Source organism: Seohaeicola zhoushanensis, from assembly GCF_014656415.1.
GTDB classification, from domain to species: Bacteria; Pseudomonadota; Alphaproteobacteria; order Rhodobacterales; family Rhodobacteraceae; genus Seohaeicola_A; species Seohaeicola_A zhoushanensis.
In genome coordinates this window covers 125,485-144,202 of sequence record NZ_BNCJ01000010.1, presented here as the reverse complement: position 1 = coordinate 144,202, position 18,718 = coordinate 125,485, and the positions used below count along the sequence as shown (strand labels likewise).

The 18,718-nt window shown below is 65.7% G+C and carries 20 protein-coding genes and 1 tRNA gene; 9 read left to right on the top strand and 12 right to left on the bottom strand.

The genetic code is table 11. The annotated features are described in order from the left end of the window. Positions 1 to 5: 5 nt before the first annotated feature. From IE266_RS16710 to IE266_RS16700, 3 genes are all read left to right on the top strand, one after another. The gene (locus IE266_RS16710) at positions 6 to 2,360 is read left to right on the top strand and encodes a TRAP transporter large permease (protein ID WP_189681245.1); all 2,355 of its coding nucleotides are present in this window, start codon (positions 6 to 8) and stop codon (positions 2,358 to 2,360) included. 98 nt (positions 2,361 to 2,458) lie between these two features. Beyond that, the gene (locus IE266_RS16705) at positions 2,459 to 2,782 is read left to right on the top strand and encodes an ArsR/SmtB family transcription factor (RefSeq protein ID WP_229864209.1); all 324 of its coding nucleotides are present in this window, start codon (positions 2,459 to 2,461) and stop codon (positions 2,780 to 2,782) included. Position 2,783: 1 nt separating this feature from the next. Beyond that, positions 2,784 to 3,251, top strand: coding sequence for an SRPBCC family protein (locus tag IE266_RS16700; protein ID WP_189681244.1), 468 nt, complete (start codon positions 2,784 to 2,786; stop codon positions 3,249 to 3,251). Here IE266_RS16700 and IE266_RS16695 read toward each other — a convergent pair. The 6 genes from IE266_RS16695 to IE266_RS16670 all read right to left on the bottom strand — a co-directional run bounded on the left by IE266_RS16695 (position 3,241) and on the right by IE266_RS16670 (position 6,643). Next, positions 3,241 to 3,636 carry a VOC family protein gene (locus IE266_RS16695; RefSeq protein ID WP_229864207.1) on the bottom strand — a complete coding sequence of 132 codons (396 nt, stop codon included), beginning with the start codon at positions 3,634 to 3,636 and terminating at the stop codon, positions 3,241 to 3,243. The two genes, IE266_RS16700 and IE266_RS16695, sit on opposite strands and share 11 nt — an antisense overlap. A 4-nt stretch (positions 3,637 to 3,640) precedes the next feature. Continuing rightward, complete coding sequence (locus IE266_RS16690) at positions 3,641 to 4,462, bottom strand: arginyltransferase (RefSeq protein ID WP_189681243.1); 822 nt, start codon at positions 4,460 to 4,462, stop codon at positions 3,641 to 3,643. A 74-nt stretch (positions 4,463 to 4,536) separates the two neighbouring features. Further along, a complete protein-coding gene (locus IE266_RS16685; protein WP_189681242.1) occupies positions 4,537 to 4,986 on the bottom strand; it encodes an RDD family protein in 450 nt (149 codons plus the stop codon). Between the two features lie 63 nt (positions 4,987 to 5,049). After that, complete coding sequence (locus tag IE266_RS16680) at positions 5,050 to 5,484, bottom strand: DUF2852 domain-containing protein (protein ID WP_189681241.1); 435 nt, start codon at positions 5,482 to 5,484, stop codon at positions 5,050 to 5,052. Between the two features lie 122 nt (positions 5,485 to 5,606). Beyond that, positions 5,607 to 6,068, bottom strand: coding sequence for a disulfide bond formation protein B (locus tag IE266_RS16675; protein ID WP_189681240.1), 462 nt, complete (start codon positions 6,066 to 6,068; stop codon positions 5,607 to 5,609). After that, complete coding sequence (locus IE266_RS16670; RefSeq protein WP_189681239.1) at positions 6,065 to 6,643, bottom strand: YqaA family protein; 579 nt, start codon at positions 6,641 to 6,643, stop codon at positions 6,065 to 6,067. Before IE266_RS16670 ends, IE266_RS16675 begins: the two co-directional genes overlap by 4 nt. 147 nt (positions 6,644 to 6,790) lie before the next feature. On the opposite strand from IE266_RS16670, the gene IE266_RS16665 reads away from it, so the two are divergent. Continuing rightward, positions 6,791 to 6,876 (top strand) — tRNA-Leu (locus tag IE266_RS16665). Between the two features lie 27 nt (positions 6,877 to 6,903). Here IE266_RS16665 and pcaQ read toward each other — a convergent pair. Further along, the gene (pcaQ, locus tag IE266_RS16660) at positions 6,904 to 7,827 is read right to left on the bottom strand and encodes a pca operon transcription factor PcaQ (RefSeq protein ID WP_189681238.1); all 924 of its coding nucleotides are present in this window, start codon (positions 7,825 to 7,827) and stop codon (positions 6,904 to 6,906) included. A gap of 97 nt (positions 7,828 to 7,924) precedes the next feature. Here pcaQ and pcaC point away from each other — a divergent pair, with 97 nt between their 5' ends. From pcaC to IE266_RS16640, 4 genes are read left to right on the top strand one after another with little or no spacing between them, the layout of a single operon-like run. Continuing rightward, a complete protein-coding gene (gene pcaC / locus IE266_RS16655; RefSeq protein WP_189681237.1) occupies positions 7,925 to 8,308 on the top strand; it encodes a 4-carboxymuconolactone decarboxylase in 384 nt (127 codons plus the stop codon). Continuing rightward, positions 8,305 to 9,033, top strand: coding sequence for a protocatechuate 3,4-dioxygenase subunit beta (gene pcaH / locus IE266_RS16650; protein WP_229864205.1), 729 nt, complete (start codon positions 8,305 to 8,307; stop codon positions 9,031 to 9,033). The genes pcaC and pcaH overlap by 4 nt, the downstream gene beginning before the upstream one ends. 3 nt (positions 9,034 to 9,036) lie before the next feature. Beyond that, on the top strand, positions 9,037 to 9,657 hold the full coding sequence (gene pcaG / locus IE266_RS16645) for a protocatechuate 3,4-dioxygenase subunit alpha (RefSeq protein ID WP_189681236.1): 621 nt from the start codon (positions 9,037 to 9,039) through the stop codon (positions 9,655 to 9,657). 7 nt (positions 9,658 to 9,664) lie between these two features. Next, positions 9,665 to 10,498 carry a 3-oxoadipate:acetyl-CoA acetyltransferase gene (locus IE266_RS16640; RefSeq protein ID WP_189681235.1) on the top strand — a complete coding sequence of 278 codons (834 nt, stop codon included), beginning with the start codon at positions 9,665 to 9,667 and terminating at the stop codon, positions 10,496 to 10,498. Positions 10,499 to 10,511: 13 nt separating this feature from the next. Here IE266_RS16640 and IE266_RS16635 read toward each other — a convergent pair whose 3' ends face one another. The 4 genes from IE266_RS16635 to IE266_RS16620 are packed head-to-tail and all read right to left on the bottom strand — an operon-like array spanning position 10,512 to position 14,691. Then, the gene (locus IE266_RS16635) at positions 10,512 to 11,531 is read right to left on the bottom strand and encodes a glycosyltransferase (RefSeq protein WP_189681234.1); all 1,020 of its coding nucleotides are present in this window, start codon (positions 11,529 to 11,531) and stop codon (positions 10,512 to 10,514) included. A 12-nt stretch (positions 11,532 to 11,543) separates the two neighbouring features. After that, complete coding sequence (locus tag IE266_RS16630) at positions 11,544 to 12,527, bottom strand: glycosyltransferase family 2 protein (RefSeq protein ID WP_189681233.1); 984 nt, start codon at positions 12,525 to 12,527, stop codon at positions 11,544 to 11,546. Positions 12,528 to 12,539: 12 nt separating this feature from the next. Further along, positions 12,540 to 13,454, bottom strand: coding sequence for a glycosyltransferase family 2 protein (locus IE266_RS16625; protein WP_189681232.1), 915 nt, complete (start codon positions 13,452 to 13,454; stop codon positions 12,540 to 12,542). 1 nt (position 13,455) lies between these two features. Next, the gene (locus IE266_RS16620) at positions 13,456 to 14,691 is read right to left on the bottom strand and encodes an oligosaccharide flippase family protein (RefSeq protein ID WP_189681231.1); all 1,236 of its coding nucleotides are present in this window, start codon (positions 14,689 to 14,691) and stop codon (positions 13,456 to 13,458) included. A gap of 226 nt (positions 14,692 to 14,917) precedes the next feature. On the opposite strand from IE266_RS16620, the gene IE266_RS16615 reads away from it, so the two are divergent. Next, positions 14,918 to 16,144, top strand: a complete 1,227-nt coding sequence (locus tag IE266_RS16615; RefSeq protein ID WP_308434602.1) for a polysaccharide biosynthesis/export family protein — start codon at positions 14,918 to 14,920, stop codon at positions 16,142 to 16,144. On the opposite strand, the gene IE266_RS16610 is transcribed toward IE266_RS16615, so the two are convergent. Further along, positions 16,141 to 18,708: a hybrid sensor histidine kinase/response regulator gene (locus IE266_RS16610; protein ID WP_189681230.1), complete on the bottom strand. Its 2,568-nt coding sequence runs from the start codon at positions 18,706 to 18,708 to the stop codon at positions 16,141 to 16,143. The two genes, IE266_RS16615 and IE266_RS16610, sit on opposite strands and share 4 nt — an antisense overlap. Positions 18,709 to 18,718 lie beyond the last annotated feature (10 nt).

Below are 18,718 nucleotides of genomic sequence, written 5' to 3'. Positions count from 1 at the left end.
CTGACATGTTTCTCGGTCTCGACGGCATCGAAATCGGCCTGATCATCCTGCTCCTGTGCCTGTTCGGCGGCATCCTCTCGGGTTTCCCGGTGGCATTCGCGCTGGGTGGGGCAGGTCTCATCGCCTTTGGCATCATCGCCGCGCTGGACAGCGCGGGATTGTTGATCCACCAGGCAATCGACACATCGACACAGGCCTACGCGGACCTGATAGGCCAGGGCGTCAAGGCCGACGCCATCTCGATCTTCAGATATCCCGAGCTGCCGCGGGTCGCGCAGCACGTGTTCGAAGGCGGCTGGGTCCAGGCGATGGATCGCAACATCTCGTTCATCGTGAACCGGATGAACGAACGCGTGCTGGCGGGCCAGTCCATCGAAACACTGCTGGCGGTGCTGATGTTCGTGCTCATGGGCATCACGCTGGAGCGGTCCAAGATCGCCAACGACCTGCTGACGACCATGGCACGGGTCTTCGGCCCGCTGCCGGGCGGTCTGGCCGTTTCGATCGTGGTGGTGGGCGCCTTCCTCGCTGCCTCGACCGGGATCGTCGGCGCCACCGTGGTGACGATGGGCCTGCTCGCGTTGCCGACGATGCTGCGCAACAACTACTCGCCCGAACTGGCGACGGGGGTCATCGCGGCCTCGGGCACGCTGGGGCAGATCATCCCGCCCTCGATCGTGATCGTTCTGCTTGGCACGCTGGCGGGCGACCTCTATGCCGCCGCGCAGGAGGAACGGGCGAACCTGGCCGGCTGCACCGATGCGCTGACCTATCTCGGCACACCGGCGGTGGTTTCGGTCGGCACGCTGTTCCAGGCGGCGCTGCTGCCGGGGATCCTGCTGGCGCTGCTCTACGCGGTCTATTCCTTCGGCTATGCGCTGCTGAACCCGGAGAAGGCGCCGGCGGTGGATCTGGAGGGCAGCATCGGCGAGCCAGTGACCCGTTCGGAGCGGCTGACCTGGTTGCTGGCGGTGCCGCTGGCGATCATCATCGCCTTTGTCGGACTGGACGCCGCGCGCGTCATCGGATCGCAGGATGTGACGGTTTCGTCCTATTCGGACATCACCAAGGGCGCGATCCTGCGGACCAATGTCTCGGACGAGTGCAAGGCCTCGATGATCGAGTTGCACGGCCAGTCGAAGTGGGATCTTGCAGTCAAGCAGCAGGCCGACATTGACGCGGCAGGTGGACAACACCAGAGCGAGAAGCTGACCGACGAGGAACGCGCGGCTGCCCATGAGGCCAAGATCGCGGCGGCGGCGCCCATCGGCACCGGCATCGGGTTCTTCGTCACGCTGATGGCGATTGTCTTGGCCTTCAGCCGGGGCATCTCGCCCTCGTCGAGCCCGCGGCCGATGATCATCGGCGCGCTAGGGCTGGTACTGATCCTGCTGATTGACGCATTGCTGGTCAGCCCGGTGACGACGCCTGGCGTGACGGTGCTGCTGATTGCGATTCCGACGGTCATGGTTCTTTTTGGCTGCCGGGCCGCTGCCATCGCGATGGCGCAGAATGACCTGGTCAAGGTGGTTTTCCCGCCGCTGGTTCTGATTGTGGCTGTACTGGGGTCGATCCTGGGCGGGATCACCAACCCGACGCCGGCGGCGGCGCTCGGGGCCGGTGGGGCGATCATGCTCGCGGCCTTCCGAAAGCTGCATGACGAGCAGCGGTCGGGCCGGGTCATCCTGATGTCGACCTTCGCCATCGTGATCTGCCTGTTGATCGGGGTGAACTTCGACCTGCGAGTGAACCAGGAATTGGTGACCTTCGAGAACGGCCTGGCCTTCCTGATCGCCTACCTGACCTATCTCTACGCGATGTTCGGTCTCGGTTATGCCTGCTGGGTGCTCTACCGCAGCCGGGTGCTGACGCCGGTGGTGCGCGAGACAGCGAAGGTGACCTCGATGGTCTTCTCGATCCTGATCGGGTCGCAGATCCTGAACCTGGTGGTGATCTCCTTCGGCGGCGAGCATTACATCCAGGACTTCCTGAAAAGCTATGACAACGAGTTCACTGTCTTCCTGATCGTGATGATGGTGCTCTTCCTGCTGGGCTTCGTGCTTGATTTCCTCGAGATCATCTACATCGTGATCCCGATTGTCGGCCCGGTGATCTACGGCGGTTCGTTCGATCCCAAGTGGGTGACGATCATGATCGCGGTCAACCTGCAGACCTCGTTCCTGACGCCGCCCTTCGGGTTTGCCCTGTTCTACTTGCGCGGCGTGGCGCCGCCGGAGGTGACGACCGGGCATATCTACCGCGGGATCGTGCCCTTCGTGTTGATTCAGGTGGTGGGGCTTGCGATCCTGTGGCTGTTCCCGGGGATCGTGACCATCGTGCCGGATCTGATCGGGGTGTGATCGCAGCAACGCAACGGGGGGGCTGGCGCCATGAGCGTCGGCCCTTTCTTTTGTGCAGTTACTTTACCAATTGGTTTACTGGTTATATGGTGAACCATATGGTAAACCTTGATTCCGCCTTCCACGCTCTGGCCGATCCCACCCGCCGCGCCGTCATCGCGCGGCTGATAAAGGGGCCGGCGGCAGTGAAGGATCTTGCCGCGCCCTTCGGGATGACCCTACCGGCCATCCTCAAGCATTTGCGCGTGCTTGAGGCTAGCGGGCTGATCGGAACCGAAAAGGCCGGCCGGTCGAGGATCTGCCGGATCAACCCCGAACGGCTCGCCCAGGCCGAAGATTGGCTGTCGCAACAGCGCGCCGTATGGGAAGGGCGCACCGACCGACTGACCGCCTATGCCGAAACCCTTGCCCGAAAGACCTGACATGACCGACAGCACGTTGACGATTTCCCGCCTGATCCGCGCGCCGCGCGCGGTTGTTTGGTCTGCCTGGTCGGACCCGGCGCATTTCGCGAAGTGGTGGCTGCCCGAGCCGTTGGAATGCAAGGTGGTGAAGATGGAGCTGCGGCCCGGCGGCGGGTTCGAGACGCAGATGCGCGAGGGGCAGGGGGAATTCCAGCCGCATGTCGAAGGTTGCTTCCTCCATATCGAGCCGATGGAACGGCTGGTTTTCACCACGGTGCTGAAGGAGGGTTGGCAGCCGCTGGAGCCCTGGTTGGCGATGACCTCTGTCGTCACGATGACCGACGAGGACGGCGGCACGCGCTACGTGGCTCAGGCGTTGCATCGCTCGCCGGAGGAGCGCGCCAAACACGACGACCTCGGTTTTCACGATGGCTGGGGCACGGTGATCGACCAACTGGCCCGGCTGGCCGCAAGCCTCACGCAGTAGCGGCGAACTCGATCAGGTCCCAGCGGTTGCCGAAGGGATCGCGCCAGACGGCGACGGTGCCGTAGGGCTCATGTCTGGGTGGTTCCTCGAAGGTCACGCTGCGCGCCAGCATCGCGGCGTGGTCGCGCTGGAAGTCATCCTTTTCGAGGAAGAAGCCTACGCGGCCGCCGGTCTGCCTCCCGATGGCGGCGGCCTGGGCGTCATCCGCGGCACGGGCGATCAGCAGCGAAGCGCCATTGCCTCCGGGGGGCGCCACGCGGACCCAGCGCTTGCCCTCGCCAAGGGCGATATCCTGAAGCAGCGTAAAGCCCAGGGCGCCCACGTAGAGATCTAGCGCCGCGTCATAGTCGGGCACCATGAGGGTCACGGCGAAGAGCGATTGCACTGTATCAGATGCCCGGCGCGGGACGGCGATCAGGGAGACTGATGTTGGCGACCTGTTCGGCGATCGGGTCGGTCGAGAGCGGGTGCAGGGTCGAGGAATAGCTCTCGGGATCGGTCATGACCTGCCACTTGCCGCCGGTGTAGATCTCCAGCCCCGAGAAACGGGACTTGTAGCCCATCTTCTGGCTGCCGGGCACCCAGTAGCCGAGGTAGACATAGGGCAGCCCCGCCTCGCGGGCGATCTCGATATGGTCGAGGATCATGTGCGTGCCCAGGCTCGCCTGCGGCTGGTCCGGGGTGTAGAAGGAATAGACCATGCTGAGGCCGTCCTCGAGCACGTCGGTCAGGCTGACCGCGGTCAGGCGGCGCTCGGCGTCGGTATATTCGATCACCCGGCTGCGGATCGGCGTTTCCTCGATCATCGCGGCGAATTCGAAGACATCCATGTCGGCCATGCCGCCATCGGCGTGGCGGGCGTCGAGGTAGCGGCGGAACAGCTCGTATTGCTCTTCGGTGGCCCAGGGCGAATTCGCCTTGCGGGTCAGCCCGGAGTTGCGCTTGGCAATCCGCTTCTGGCTGCGGGTGGGCCGGAAGCGGTCAACGTCGATCCGAGCCGAGAGGCAGGCCGAGCATTCGGCGCAGGAGGGGCGGTAGAGCACGTTCTGTGACCGGCGGAAGCCCTGGCGCGAAAGTGCGTTGTTCAGTTTGTCTGCGTTTTCGCCCTGCAGCGCGGTGAACAGCTTCCGTTCCATGCGACCGTCGAGATACGGGCATGGTTGCGGAGCAGTCACGTAGAACTGCGGAGCGATTGGCAAAGTATGGCGCATGAACGAGTCTTGAAGCAGCTTTGAGCGATGATAACAATCGCCAAAGCCGCCGCGCAAGTCACTATTCGGGGGGATTATGCGGCCCTGCGGTTGAGCGCGACGGTCCCCAGCGCCAGGTCGGGCAGGCCCTGACCGCGCGTGCTTGTTGCCATCAGCACGACCGAGATGATCTGCAGGATCGGCAGGCTCAGGCAGAAGGAATAGAAGCCGGTGTGCAACAGGGCATGGGTGCCGTCGAAACGTCCACCGTCGGCGCGGCGCAGCTCGATTCCGGCGAGGCGCATACCCAGCGTGGCGGAGCCCGCCGCGAGGGTCGCGGCGCGGTAGGCAAAGCCGATGCCAAGGTAGAGCAGCGGCCAGATCAGCAGGCCGACAAAGGCCGTCATCAGCACCGCCAGGACGCAAAGTGCCAGGATCACCGCGCTGTCGGCAACCCAGGCTACAAGCCGTTTGACGGGCACGTCACGGTAGAACTGCGGCTGCCGTTCGGGGTCGGGCAGGGCCGTGTGATAGTCGGCATACATGCGGGCGGTCTCCGGCAAAGGGGAAGACCGGCCCCCTGGAGAGGGGCCGGCCGGTGACTTCTCTCAGGCGGCCGAGTTGTCTGCCTCGCCCTGTGCGGCGCGGCGGGCGCGGTCGTCGATGAACTGGTCGAACTCTGCCTTGTCCTTGGCTTCGCGGAGCCGTTCCAGGAAGGCCTGGAAATCGCGCTGTTCTTCCTCGAGACGGCGCAGCGTGTCGGCCTTGTAGGCGTCGAAGGCGCTATTGCCGGTCGGGGTGTGCAGGCCACGGCTCCAATGATGCGAACCAAAGCCGTTGCGGTGGCGGCAGGATTTGTTGAACATGCGTTTGCTCCAGATCATGTAGGCCAGCAGGGCCAGGCCGACCGGCCAGAAGAAGATGAAGCCCAGAACCATAGCGGCGATCCAGGCGCCCTTGCCCCGGCTGTCGAGCCAGGCCTCGGCCTTGGAGAACCACCCGCCGGGGGACGGGGAGGGCAGATCAGTCGTCATCGTTGACATTGTCGGGTCTCTCCGGTGTTGGAACTGTATGTGAATGCGCTTCACATTACCGAAGATGGCGACTGTCCGCGCCATTGCAAGGGGCGATGTAAAAGTTTTTTACATTTGCTCTGAGGCGGGCCTCAGGCGCGGGCGCGCCAGGCCACGACCCAGATGGCAGCAAGACCGAAAGAGATCAGCGCATTCCAGCTGGCCATCGAGAGGCCCATCAACTGCCAGGCGACATCGTCGCAGCGGATCAGCGGGGCGTTCATGATCTTGTCGAGCAGTTCGCTGGAGCTGAGCCCGCCGATCGAACCGGAGGTGCAGGTGTTGGGGCCTTCCCACCAGCCGCGCTCGACCCCGGTGTGATAGACGCCGATGCCACCTGTGGTCAGCGCGGCGATGGCGCCGAGCAGGGCGATGGGGGCGATGCCGGGGAAGGCAACGGCGAGCAGACCAAGCAGGATCGCGACCGCATGGGGCCAGCGTTGCCAGAGGCAGAGCTTGCAGGGCGGGTAGCCGAAATACTGGAAGGTGAAGGCACCGAGCAGAAGCGCAGCGGACCCGCCGGCGGCGAGCAGGATCAGGCGAAGTCGGGTCATAGGTATTTCACCGCGGCAAAGCCGCCCAGGAGGATCAGGACAAACAGGGTGAACATAAGGCCCAGACGCCGTTCAATGAAATCACGAACCGGTGCGCCGAATTTCCAGAGCAGCCCGGCCACCACGAAGAAACGCAGCGCGCGCGCGACGATGGAGCTGAGCACGAAGGGCAGCAGCGGCAGCGAGGTCCAGCCGGACATGATCGTGATGACCTTGTAGGGGAAGGGCGTCACCCCCGCGATCAGAACCGCCCAGACGCCATAGTCGTTGAAGCGGGCGTTGAAGGCTTCCATCTCGGCGGTCTTGCCGAAGGCGGCGAGGATCGGCTGGCCGATGCCCTCGAAGGCCAGCGCGCCGATGGCATAACCGAGCATCCCGCCCAGCACCGAGGCGATCAACGCCACCCCGGCAATGGCCCAGGCGCGCGAGGGGCGCGCGAGGATCATCGGGATCATCAGCACATCGGGTGGAATCGGGAAGAACGAGCTTTCGGCGAACGCTACGGCCGCCAGGGCCCACATCGCGCGCGGATGGTCGGCCAGGCGCATCGTCCAGTCGTAGAGCGGTCGCAGCATTCGAGGGGTCCGTGGCGGGATTTCAATGTTGGCACCGGCAAATCACGGGTTCCCTGCCGGGTCAACCGGGCGGGTGCGCGCAGGGGCGCAAAAGCCGTCTTCCCCGTCTTGCCGAGCGTCGCGCGGCGCGCTAGACGTCAAGGCGCTGCGGGCGTGGCGGAATGGTAGACGCAGCGGATTCAAAATCCGCCGTCCGGAAGGATATGTCGGTTCGAGTCCGACCGCCCGTACCAGTTTCGCGTCTTTTCCATATCTACAGCTCAAGTTGTCTCGAGTACGCCATCGGCTGCACGCCGCAGGCAATTGGCAAACAGGCTGCGGGCGACGCTCAGAGGGGCCGAGCGCGAGACGCTGATTCCCACCGGCCCGGCCAGCAGGGGCGAGGCGAGGTTGACCGAGGCCAGCGTGCCGAGGCGCAGTTCCTCGGCAACCACGCCGCGCGAGATGAACCAGAGCGCGTCCGAGCTTTGTACGATCTTGCGGCCGACCTGGAGCGAGACGGTCTCGATGGCACCGCGCATCTCGGGCAGGCCGATGCTGGCGAGGTAGCGCGAGACCGTGGCCGAGATCACCGCCCCACGGGGCGGCGTCAGCAGAAGATGGTCGGTGATTTGCCGCTCGGGCCGGTCGGCCGAGAGGATCGGGTGGCCCGGACGGCAGAGCAGCACGACGTCCTCGACGTAGAGCTGTTCGAAGGTGACGCCCTTGCCGGCCTCGCCCTCGGGCATTCGGCCGACGACGAGGTCGAGCGTGCCGTCGCGCAGCTGGTTGAACAGCAGCCAGTTCGGCCCGGTCAGGACATGCAGCCTCACATGCGGCGCCTCGGCGCGGAAGGCGAGCGCGGCATGGGGCAGCAGATCGGTCGCGGCGGTGGGCAGCGCGCCGACGGACAGGCGCTCGGCGATGTCACTCTCGCGCGAGAGGCGTTCGCGGCCGCGCAGCAGTTCGACCATGGCGGCGGCGGCGTGGCTCTGGAACACGCGGCCCGCATCGTTCAGCCGCAGCCCGCGGCCGACCCGGTCGAATAACGGCGTGCCGAGCATGGCCTCGAGTTCCTTGAGGGTGCGCGAGACGGCGGGCTGGGTGATGTTCAGCCGTTCGGCCGCGCGCGAGATGCTCTCGGCACGGGCAATTTCGAGGAAGCAGCGGACGTGCCGAAGGCGCAGGTAGGAATCCCAATCCATGCCTGTGAGGTTATGTAATCTTCGAAAATTATCAATATCAGTTTCCTTCAAGCATGAGTTAGGATGTGCTCGGGAAACACCTGCAGGGAGGATCACGATGACAGACCGCTATGCGGATGGGATGCGCACGCGCCGGGCGGTGCTGGGCGATGCCCATGTGGACCGCGCCGAGGCGAACCGCACGCCCTTCGACACTCCCTTCCAGACGCTGATCACGGAAGGCGCCTGGGGCACTGTCTGGAGCGATGACACCATCAGCCGACGCGAACGCTCGATGCTGACGCTGGCTCTGCTCGCCGCGATGGGGAATTTCGACGAGATCCCGATGCATATCCGTGCCACGGCACAGACCGGCGCGACCAAGGACGACGTGATGCAGGCCTTTCTGCACGTGGCGATCTATGCCGGCGTGCCGAAGGCCAACCACGCGATCAAGCTAGCCAAGGCAACCTATGCCGAGATGGAGGAGGCCAAGAAATGATGAAACCGGGAGAATTCCACCAGCGCGACCGGGATATCCACCCGCCGGCGCTGACGCCGGGCTACAAGACCTCGGTAGCGCGGTCGCCGCGCTATTCGCTGATCAGCCTGCAGAATTCGGTGTCCGAGATCACCGGGCCGGTCTTTGGGCATAACGACGTGGATGCGGGCGACAACGACCTGCTGACGAATTACGCCAAGGCAGGCCAGAGCCCGATCGGCGAGCGGATCATCCTGCACGGCCGCGTGCTGGACGAGAACGCCCGGCCGGTGCCCAACACGCTGGTCGAGATCTGGCAGGCCAATGCCGGTGGGCGTTATCGGCACAAGAAGGACACCTATCTCGCGCCGATCGACCCGAACTTTGGCGGCTGCGGGCGCACGGTCACCGATGAAAACGGCTACTTCTACTTCCGCACGGTCAAGCCGGGAGCCTATCCCTGGCGCAACTACGTCAACAACTGGCGGCCCGCGCATATCCACGTCTCGGTCTTCGGCACGGCATTTGTTCAGCGGCTGATCACCCAATGCTATTTCGAGGGCGACCCGTTCATTCCGCTCTGCCCGATCGTGCAGACTATCCCGGACGCCGACGCCATCGACCAGTTGACCGCCAAGCTCGACCTCAAGGCGACGATCCCGCTGGACACGGTGGCCTACCGTTTCGACATCATCCTGCGCGGCCGCCGGTCGACGCTGTTCGAAAACCGCCTGGAAGGAAACTGAGCCATGGCCAAGCATCTCGATTATCTCCGGGAATCCGCTTCGCAGACCGCTGGTCCCTATGTCCATATCGGTCTGGCGCCCGGCGCGGCGGGGTTCGACATATACCGGCGCGAACTGGGCTGGGACATTGCCGGGCCGAACGCCAAGGGCGAGCGCATCCGGGTCGAAGGTCTGGTAATCGACGGCATGGGTGCGCCGATCAAGGACGTCATGCTCGAGATCTGGCAGGCCAATGCGGAGGGGCATTATGCTCATCCCGAAGGCGGCGGGCCGGTCGAGGAAGGGTTCCGCGGCTGGGGCAGGGTGATCACCGATTTCGCCACCGGCGAATGGGGCTTTGACACGGTGAAGCCGGGCAAGACCCGTGGCCGCAACATCGGCACCCAGGCGCCGCACCTGAACCTCTGGATCGTGGCACGCGGCATCAACATCGGGCTGAACACGCGGATGTATTTTGCCGACGAGGTCGAGGCCAATGCCAAGGACCCGGTGCTGAACCTCATCGAATGGGAGAACCGGCGCGCCACGCTGATCGCCCAGAGGATTGAACGCGACGGCCTGCCGGTCTACCGTTTCGAGATCCGGCTTCAGGGCGAGGCCGAAACGGTCTTCTTCGACCTGTGAGGCTGTCATGAGCAAACCCTGCATCATCTGCGTGGCGATCACCGGGTCCTTGCCGACCAAGGCAAATAACCCGGCGGTTCCGATCACGGTTTCGGAACAGGTGGAGAGCACGCAGGAGGCCTTCGAGGCCGGAGCTACCATCTGCCATGCGCATGTGCGCAACGACGACGAGACACCGAGCTCGGACCCGGAGAAATTCGCCCGCCTGAAGGAAGGGCTGGAGAAGCATTGCCCCGGCATGATCATCCAGTTCTCGACCGGCGGGCGGTCAGGCGCGGGTCAGGCGCGGGGCGGCATGTTGCCGCTTGCGCCGGACATGGCCTCGCTCTCGGTCGGGTCGAACAACTTCCCGACGCGGGTCTACGAGAACCCGCCGGATCTGGTCGACTGGCTGGCGGGAGAAATGCTGAAGTACAACGTGAAGCCCGAGATCGAAGCCTTTGATCTTTCGCATATCTTCCAGGCCGCGAAGATGCATGGCGAGGGCCGGATCGCGGCAACGCCCTATGTTCAGTTCGTCATGGGCGTGAAAAACGCGATGCCGGTCGACCGCGAGGTCTTCGATTTCTACATCCACACCGTCAAGCGGATGTTCGGAGAGGATGCCGCCTGGTGTGCCGCCGGGATCGGGCCGAAGCAGATCGTCATAAACGAATGGGCGATCTCTTCGGGCGGTCATGCGCGCACCGGTCTCGAGGACAACGTGCGGCTCGACAAGGACCGCCTGGCGCCGTCGAATGCCGCGCTGGTGCGGCGGGCGGCTGAACTCTGCGAGAAATACGAGCGCCCCGTTGCCGACTGGAAGACGGCGCGGCGGATCCTGGGCCTGACGGCGGCGTGAACCGCCGCCAGGGTTAGCTGGCCGAGGATTGGCGGGGCGTTTCCGTGCCGCTTGTCCTCGGCTGAATTGCAATGTCCTCCAGCAATTTCTGCCACAACGCGGCCGTGGTCTGCTCGGGCGTGCGGAACGGGCTTACATTGAGCGCACCCGTGCGGCCGTTCACCAGGTCGCGCAGGGCATCCGCCCAGACTTCGACCGACGCGCCCCGGATGCATTGCGCACCGGCGGTGCGGTGGTCATTCAGCCCGTCGACGGGGGAGGTCAGCAGCGGACGGCGGGCGGTGAGCGCTTCCAGTGCGACGATGCCGTATGGTTCCCAGCGCGACGGCATCACCACGGCATCGCATTGCGCCATGGCCGCGGCGGGATCGGCGACGAAGCCGGTGAATTGGATACGGCGGTCGCCCTCGGCCAAGGCCTCGAGCGCGGCCCGTTCAGGGCCTTCACCGTGAATCCGCAGGACGGCCTGGCCTTTCACCTGGCGATAGGCGCGGATCAGCAGGTCGAACCCCTTTTGCTGGTCGAGGCGACCAAAGGCGCCGATCACGTCGACCGGGCCGGTGGGCGCGTCGAGGGCGCGGAAGGCCGAGAGGTCGACACAGGGCGGGATTACCGCGAGGGCATCGGCGGCAACCAGGCGGTGGCGGTTGAACCAGCCGGCCTGGCCTTCGCTCACGGCGACAACCCGATCAAAGAGCGAGTAGGAGCAACGCAGCAGGGTGTAGAAACGGTCGCGTTTGGAGACCCGTGCTGCGACGAAGCCTTCGCAATAGCTGTGTTCGACGTGGATAAGCGGCACCTTCGGGTTGGCGGCGCGCAGGGCCATGAACTGCGGCAGGCCGCGCCAGGAGATCGCGAGGTGCGAGACCACGATGTCGGCGGTAACACGCTCGGCGCGCAGGCGATTGCGGGTGACCAACCGGATCTGGTGCCGGGCCACGCCGGTCATGGCGGGGTGGTGGCGGATGAACTCGAGATAACGGGTCACGCCGCCGGGGGTGGTGTCGTCGATCAGGTGCAGGACGCGGATCATCTGGGGCCTCGCTCAGGCGGATTGGCGTGCGGACAGGAGGTGACGCGCACGAGTCAGAGCCTGGGGGCCAACGGCGCACAGCACGCCGGCCGCGGCCAGGGTGACAAGCGTCTTGCGCGGCTCCTCGACCAGCGGCGCCCAGGACTGGCCGAAAGCGGCGCGGAGCCGCTGCATCGCCTGAGTACCGTCGCCGGTGCTGATCGCGCGGCGGGCCAGGTACCTCTGCTGGTAGGCCCGCGCCGCCGGTGCGTGGCGTGCCATGAAGGCGGGCGCAACTGGGGTGAGCTTGTTGACCATCCGCTCCCACGAGGCGAATTGGCGATCGGTGCCCGCCGAGAGGCCGCCGTTGGCGACGCGGTAGCGCGTGAGCAGTCCGGGCACGCCTTCGATGCGCCAGTCTGTGGTCAGCGCCAGGCGGAGCCAGCACTCGATGTCCTCGGACTGGCGGAATGTCTCGTCGAAGACCCAGTCGCGCAGGGTCTCAGGGGCCGGGCGCCAGGCGAGTGCGGCCAGCGCCTCGCGGCGCAGAACCGGGGCCGAACCGTTGCCAACCGGATTGCGGCGGAACACATGGGCGGCGCCGATGCCGTGGAGCCTGGGGCGTTGTGCAATGCCCACCGAGCGACTGGTCTCGTCGATCAGTTCCGAGCCGGAGAAGCTGAGCCCGATGGACGGGTCGGATTTCAGGTGCTCGACATGGGCGGCCAGCTTGGTCGGGCGCCAGAGATCATCGGCATCGCAGAGGCCGATGAAGGCACCGCAGGCGGCCTCGATACCGCTGTTGCGTGCACCGGCGAGGCCCCGGTTCGGCTGCTGCACCAGGCGCAGGCGGCGATCGCCCATGCCGCGCACAATGGCTGCGGTCCGGTCGGTCGATCCGTCGTCGACCACCACGATCTCGAAGTCCGGGTGGGTCTGGGCGCAGAGCGAGCGGAGCGTTTCGGGGAGGGTCGCTTCGGCGTTGCAGGCGGGGACGACGATGGAGGCTTCGGGCATCGGTTGGTCCTTTCAGAAGGCGAAGAGGGCGTGGCGCAGGGGGCGCGGACAAATCGGGGCGGCTAGCGCGCCGGCCAGCGTAAGTAGGCCCCGGCGCGCGTCGCCGAAAAATCCGCGCGGGCTGGTGGCGACACCGGCCAAGGCGAATTTGAGGGCCTCGCCCGCCGGGGCGTCGACGCGAAGGGCACGCCGGGCGAGGTAGCGCAGGTGCACCGCCTCGGCGCGGGGATCGGCGGTAAATCCGTAGCGTGCGGCAGTCTCCAGCGCTCGGGCGCGTCCGGCGCGCATGGCCTCGAGGTTGGAGGAGAGGCCCGTGGGCATTGTGCGGTAGCGGACCTGGAGCCGGTCTGTCCCAATCACTTCGTGGCCCGCGGCGACCAGGCGGATCAGCCATTCGAGGTCTTCGTTGTGGACCATCGTGGAGTCGAAACCACCCGTCGCTTGGAACGCCTCGCGACGGATGACCAGGTTGGACATGGTGCAGACGGGGTTCTCGCCGAGCAGCATCGGGACGCTTAGGGGCTTGCCGGGCACCTGCGACAGCGTCCTTGACTGGGTGCCGTCGAAGAAGGCGATCTGGCCGAAAGTCGCCGCCGCACCGGTTCGCTCGAGCGTTTCGGCGGCCTCGGCGAGCTTGGCGGGCAGCCAAAGGTCATCGGCGTCACAGAAGGCGATGTCGGTGCCGCGCCCCTCGGACAGGGCCAGGTTGCGGGCGGAACTGGGGCCCTTGCCCGGGTTGGCAACGACACGGAACCGGTTGTCCCGCCGTGCTGCCGCTTCGGCGATGGCTCGGGTGCTGTCGGTCGAGCCGTCGTCGACCAGTAGGCAGTCCCAGTCAGGCAGGGTCTGTGCACGTAGGCTGTCCAGGGTTTCGCCTAGCGTCGCCTCGGCGTTGTAGCAGGGAACAATGATGGTGAAGCGGGTCACGTCACACCTTTCGGGCGGGCGCATTGGCGAATGTCGGGGCCAGCGCCGCGAGTGCGGCGGCGACCTGGACCACGGTGGCGACGACCAGATAGCCCCAGGCGATGGCCGACAGTCCGAGCGGGGCCATGAGCATGGTATTGGCGATCAGGGCGGCGGTGAGGGCGACGGTAACGCTCAGTTCGCGCCGCGGCTGGTCATTGGCGCGCAGCCATTGGGCCGCGGCGGTCCAGACGATGCCGGGCACGGCGGCAAGGCAGAGAACCGAGACGATGCCAGAGATATCGGCCCAGCCGGGGCCGAGCAGCAAGGGAACATAAACCGGGGCCAGCAGGGCCTGGAGCACGACGGCGGGCGTTATGAGGCCGAGGCTCAGCGCCAGCGCCTGGCGCAGGGCAACGCGGTGGTCAGCGGCGGTACAGAGGTGCGGGAAGAGCACGATGGAGAAGGCCTGAGAGAAAGAGTTGGCCAACCCCAGGCCGGCATTGAAGGCCATGAAATAGATGCCGAGCGCCTCGGTGCCGAGTAGCATCCCGACGATCAGCTTGTCGGCTTGGAAGCGCAGCGCCTTGACCAGTTCCACCCCGAGCACGGCCCAGCCGTAGGAGAAGAAGGGGCGCAGCGGCGCGCCTTGCACGCCGGGTGCCGGACGCCAGGGTGCCAGGCGGCGCATGGCGATGGTCCAGATCGGTGCGGCCAAGAGGCGGGGCAGCACAAGTGCCATCGGGCCGGGCAGGACAAGCACCAGCAGCGCGGTCATCGTGTTGGCGCCGACGGTCTGGCCGGCGGCAATGGTGGCGGTCTGGCGCATCTTGCCCTGGCGCATCGCGAGGGCGCATTGCACCAGCCCGGCCGGCATGAAGAGGTATTCGCCAGCCAGAACTGCGATCAGCAGGAAGGGAAGGGGATCGTGCTGCACCAGCCCGATGACGCCGCCGACCACCAGCTGCAGCGCGAAGAGACCCAGGCACCAGACGCGGAAGATCTTGCGGGCGGTCGCGCAAGTCGCCTCGAACTCGGCTGCGGGCGCGGCGACGATGCGCTGGCCGACACCGTTCTCGGTCAGCGACTTGAGGATGTCGGAAGTTGCCAGCGCGACCGCAGCTATACCGATCGCGCTGGCGTCCAGGATTCGGGCCACTGCCACGACGACCAGCAGGCGCGACGCCTTGGCGGCCGCTTCTGACAGGCAATATGCCATCAGGTTGGTCGCGAAGGTGCCAAAACGGCTGTGTGACATGACAATAACCCGGTTTCGTGAGTGGCGTCCCTGGCAGACGTGTCCCATTTCTACCGTGCCGGCCCGGCCTCGTCCTCCGCACGGGCGGACAGTGCAGTGGCGCAACAGGTGAGGTCACTATCCGATCGGATAGGGGGACAGGGCCTTCGTGGTGATGGACGTAGCGGTCCCGGGGCCGCTATATTCCCTGCAACCATAACGAGAACCGCGCGGGAGCAGGGATCCAGTGCATTTTAGCCGCAAGACCACCTCGGCCAGCGTGCTGGCGCTGTTGATGGGCGCTTGTTCGGCTGTTCCCGTGTCCGACAACCTCGAACCGGTTGCGACCGGCGGTGCCTACCAGGCGCAATATCGTGATTTTGCTGTGTCGAGGGATGCGGTGGGGTATCTGTTGGCGCCGCAGATCAATGCCTCGAAATGCCGGCCCTTCGCGGCGGAAGCCCAGGGCAGCGGCGGGGGCGGCAAATACAGCGGTATCATCCCGGCTGCCCTGCGCGGAGAGGTGCTGTCGCGGGGCGACCTGGTCGATTTCCGGATGCCCGAAGACACCACCTTCACCGGCGATTACGTGATTTCGCGGGATGGAACGCTCAAGCTGCCCTATCTCAAGCCGGTTCCGGCGCAGGGGCGCAGCACCGCACAAGTAGCCGCAGACGTGCGCCGCGCGCTTCTGGCCGGGGGGTATTACGACGACGCGCCGGATATCGCGCTTCTGGTGAAGGATTTCGCATCGGCCCGTGTCGGTGTCACCGGCGCGGTGTTCGAACCACAGCCAGTGGATATCGGCGGCGTGCCGGGCGATCAGGTCGACAGCCGGCGGCAAGAAGCGCTGGGGGCCTCGACGGAAGGGCGCAACCTGTCGGTCGCACTGCGGCGTGCCGGGGGGATCCGACCGGATGCCGACCTTTCGGCGGTCCGGATCACGAGGAACGGTACGCATTACACGCTTGACCTGCGCGGAGTTCTCGAAGGGCGGACCTTCGAGGACGTAATGCTAATCGGGGGTGACGAGATCGAGGTGCCGACGAGGCTCTGCTTCCAGGACAAGATGATGCGTCCCGGTCTGATCAGCCCGCCTGGGATTTCGCTCTATCTGTCGAACCTGACGCAGCCGGCGGCGGGCAATGCGCCTTCGGCCATCGGCCAGACAGTGCGCGAGGTGCCCTATGGCACACGTTTCATGCAGGCGGTGATCGATGCGAATTGCGTCGGCGGCCCACGCGCGTCGAGCGCGGATCGCTCGGCGGCGCTGTTTTCTCGCAATCCGATGACCGGGGTTTCGGTGGTGATCCAGCGCAAGGTCGAAACCATGCGCTCGCGCGCGGACCGGGACGACTACGACCCCTACCTGCTACCGGGCGATGCCATCGCCTGTTACGACAGCGGCATCACCAATATCTCGGAGATTGCACGGCTGATGGCGCTGGCAGGCGCCATCGCGGTGGTGCCTTAATCCACGGCTGACGTTATCTCGGCTCCGAAGGCGCCTTCCAGCGCTTGGAGGCTCTGGGTCCAGGTTGCCTCCAGCGTGGCCATCAGGCCGGGGTCGAGCGGTTGGCCCTGCTTGATCCGGGTTTCGATTTCGGCCAGCGACTGGCGCAGGGCGGTCAGCCCGAAGGCAGCGCAGCTGCCGGCGCATTTATGAGCGATGGCGGCGATTTCGGGCGTGCCCTCGGTCGCAGCGGACAAAATGGTGACGGCCTGTCCGGTCTCGGCCGCGAAGCGGTCGAGATAGCCGCGGCGCTTGGCGGCGTGCAATGCAGTCGCCAGGATATGAACCTGAGCCAGGTCGACGAGATCGTCCGTGGAGGGCGCCGCTTTCGCTGTTGGGCCGGTAACATTGGGGCCGATGCGGTCAAGCGTCTGCATCAGGACTGTGCGGTCGATCGGCTTGCTGATGCAAAGCTCCATCCCCGCCTCGCGGAACCGCAGGATTTCGTCGTGCAGCGCGTGGGCGGTCACCGCGATGATCGGAGCATTGCGTGAGGGGCCGGAACCGGCGCGAATGATGCGCGTGGCCTCGACGCCGTCCATGACCGGCATTGAAATATCCATGAGGATGGCGTCGAAGCGTTCGGCATTCGCCCATTCCACCCCGGCGCGGCCATTGATGGCCTCGGTGACGTTATGGCCGGCACCTTCGAGCATCTCGCGCAGGACAAAGCGATTGATCTCGTTGTCCTCGACGATCAGCAGGTTGAGGCTTTCGCGCGGCGAGCGCGGGCGCTCCGGCGCATCAGAGGGCAGAAGCGCTTCGGACAGCGGAACGAGGGGCACGCGCAGCCAGAAGGTCGTGCCTTGGCTGGCAGTGCTCTGGGCGCCGATGGCCCCACCCATCAGGTTTGCGAGACGGCGCGCGATGCCGAGCCCGAGGCCGGTACCCCCAGCCTTGCGGGCATAGGAAGTGTCGAGTGTCACGAAGTCCTGGAAGATCCGGTCGAGATCTTCGGGCGCGATGCCGATACCGGTGTCGATGACGCGGAACTCGGCGATTGGTGTCGGGGCCTTGATGCATTCCACTTCGATCTCGACCTTGCCGCCACGGGTGAACTTGATCGCGTTGCCGACGAGGTTCAGCAGCACCTGCCGGAGGCGTCGGGAATCCCCGACGGCGCCTTCCTTGGCCGGTCCGACCCAGCGCCAGGACAGCGAGTTGCCATTGGCGACAGCCAGCGGCGCCGCGGTCGCGACCACGCCGTCGAGCAGTTTCGCGAAGGAGAAGGGCCGGGCTTCGGCCTCCATCTTGCCGGCCTCGAACTTGGAGAGGTCGAGCACGTCGTTCACCAGGCCCAGCAGCAGGCGGCCCGAGGATTGCATCCGTTCCACCAAGGCTGTCTGGCGTTCCGTCAGACTGTGGTCGTGCAGCAGGTCCATCGTGCCCAGGAGGCCGTTCAGCGGCGTGCGCATCTCGTGGCTCATGACGGCGAGGAATTCGGCCTTGGCGCGCTCGCCTGCCAGCGCGCGGTCGCGGGCGTCCTTGAGCCCGGCCTCGGCCACCTTGCGCTGGGAGATGTCGCGCAGAAAGGCGACGAAAAGGTGGGTCTCGCCGTCGTCGGCGAGGTCGATCGAGAACTCGGCCGGGAACACCCGGCCCGACTTGTCGACGGCGACGATTTCGCCCTTGCGCTCGCAGGGGCCTTCCTTGTGCTCGTTCGCCAGCAAGGCCGCCATGTTCGGACGGATCGCCTCAGCCTGTTCCGGCGGCACCAGTAGGTCGAGTGCCTTTTGACCCAGCGCCTCGCCGTGCGCATATCCGAAAAGGCGTTCGGCCGAGGGGCTGAAGTCGAGTATCTCGCCCTGGCGGTTGGTCACGATGATCGCGTCCTGCGAGGTCTCGATGATGGTGGTCAAGCGTGCCGCGGTCTGGTCGATCTGATGTGCGCGGGCCTGCGCCAGCCGCGCCATGCGGAACAGCGATAAGGCCAGGAGTACCAGCCCGGCGACCAAAAGGGCGAGCACAAAGGCCATCGATACGAGTGTCTTGGTCAATTCGGCGCGCCGGTGGTCGGAGAGTTGGGCAAATGCCGAGAGGCCCGATAGCGACAGCGCGCGCACGTGCGGGGAAATCGCGAGTGCCTGGGCGGCGAGATCTCCGAGCCCGGCTTCAAGCTGTGCATCTGGCGCGTCGATCAGCGGGATGGTTCGGGATAGGAAGGTTGTCAGTCGTTCCCTCGGTGCGTCGAACTCGCGCGACTCGCGAAGCGTCTGGTAGACGGTCCCGCGTTCCAGCGTGTCCATGCGGCTGTAGAATATGTCGAAGCGGCGGCGCACGTCGGCGAGGCTGCCGTCGTGGTGCCGTGCTTCGTCGATGGCCAGACGAAAACGGAGGTATTCAACGTCGGCCTGTGCCAGCGTCCACTGCAGGTTGTCCGAATTGGCGGTCGAGAGTTCTTCGAGTTCGCTCAGTACCAGCCAGGCCATGCCCGCAACCAGCGCCATGCTGAGTCCGAGCACGGCAGCGACGAACTTCAGCCTTGTTCCGGGGTTTTGCAGGGGGCGGGGGACATGAGCGCTCATTGCCTGTGAC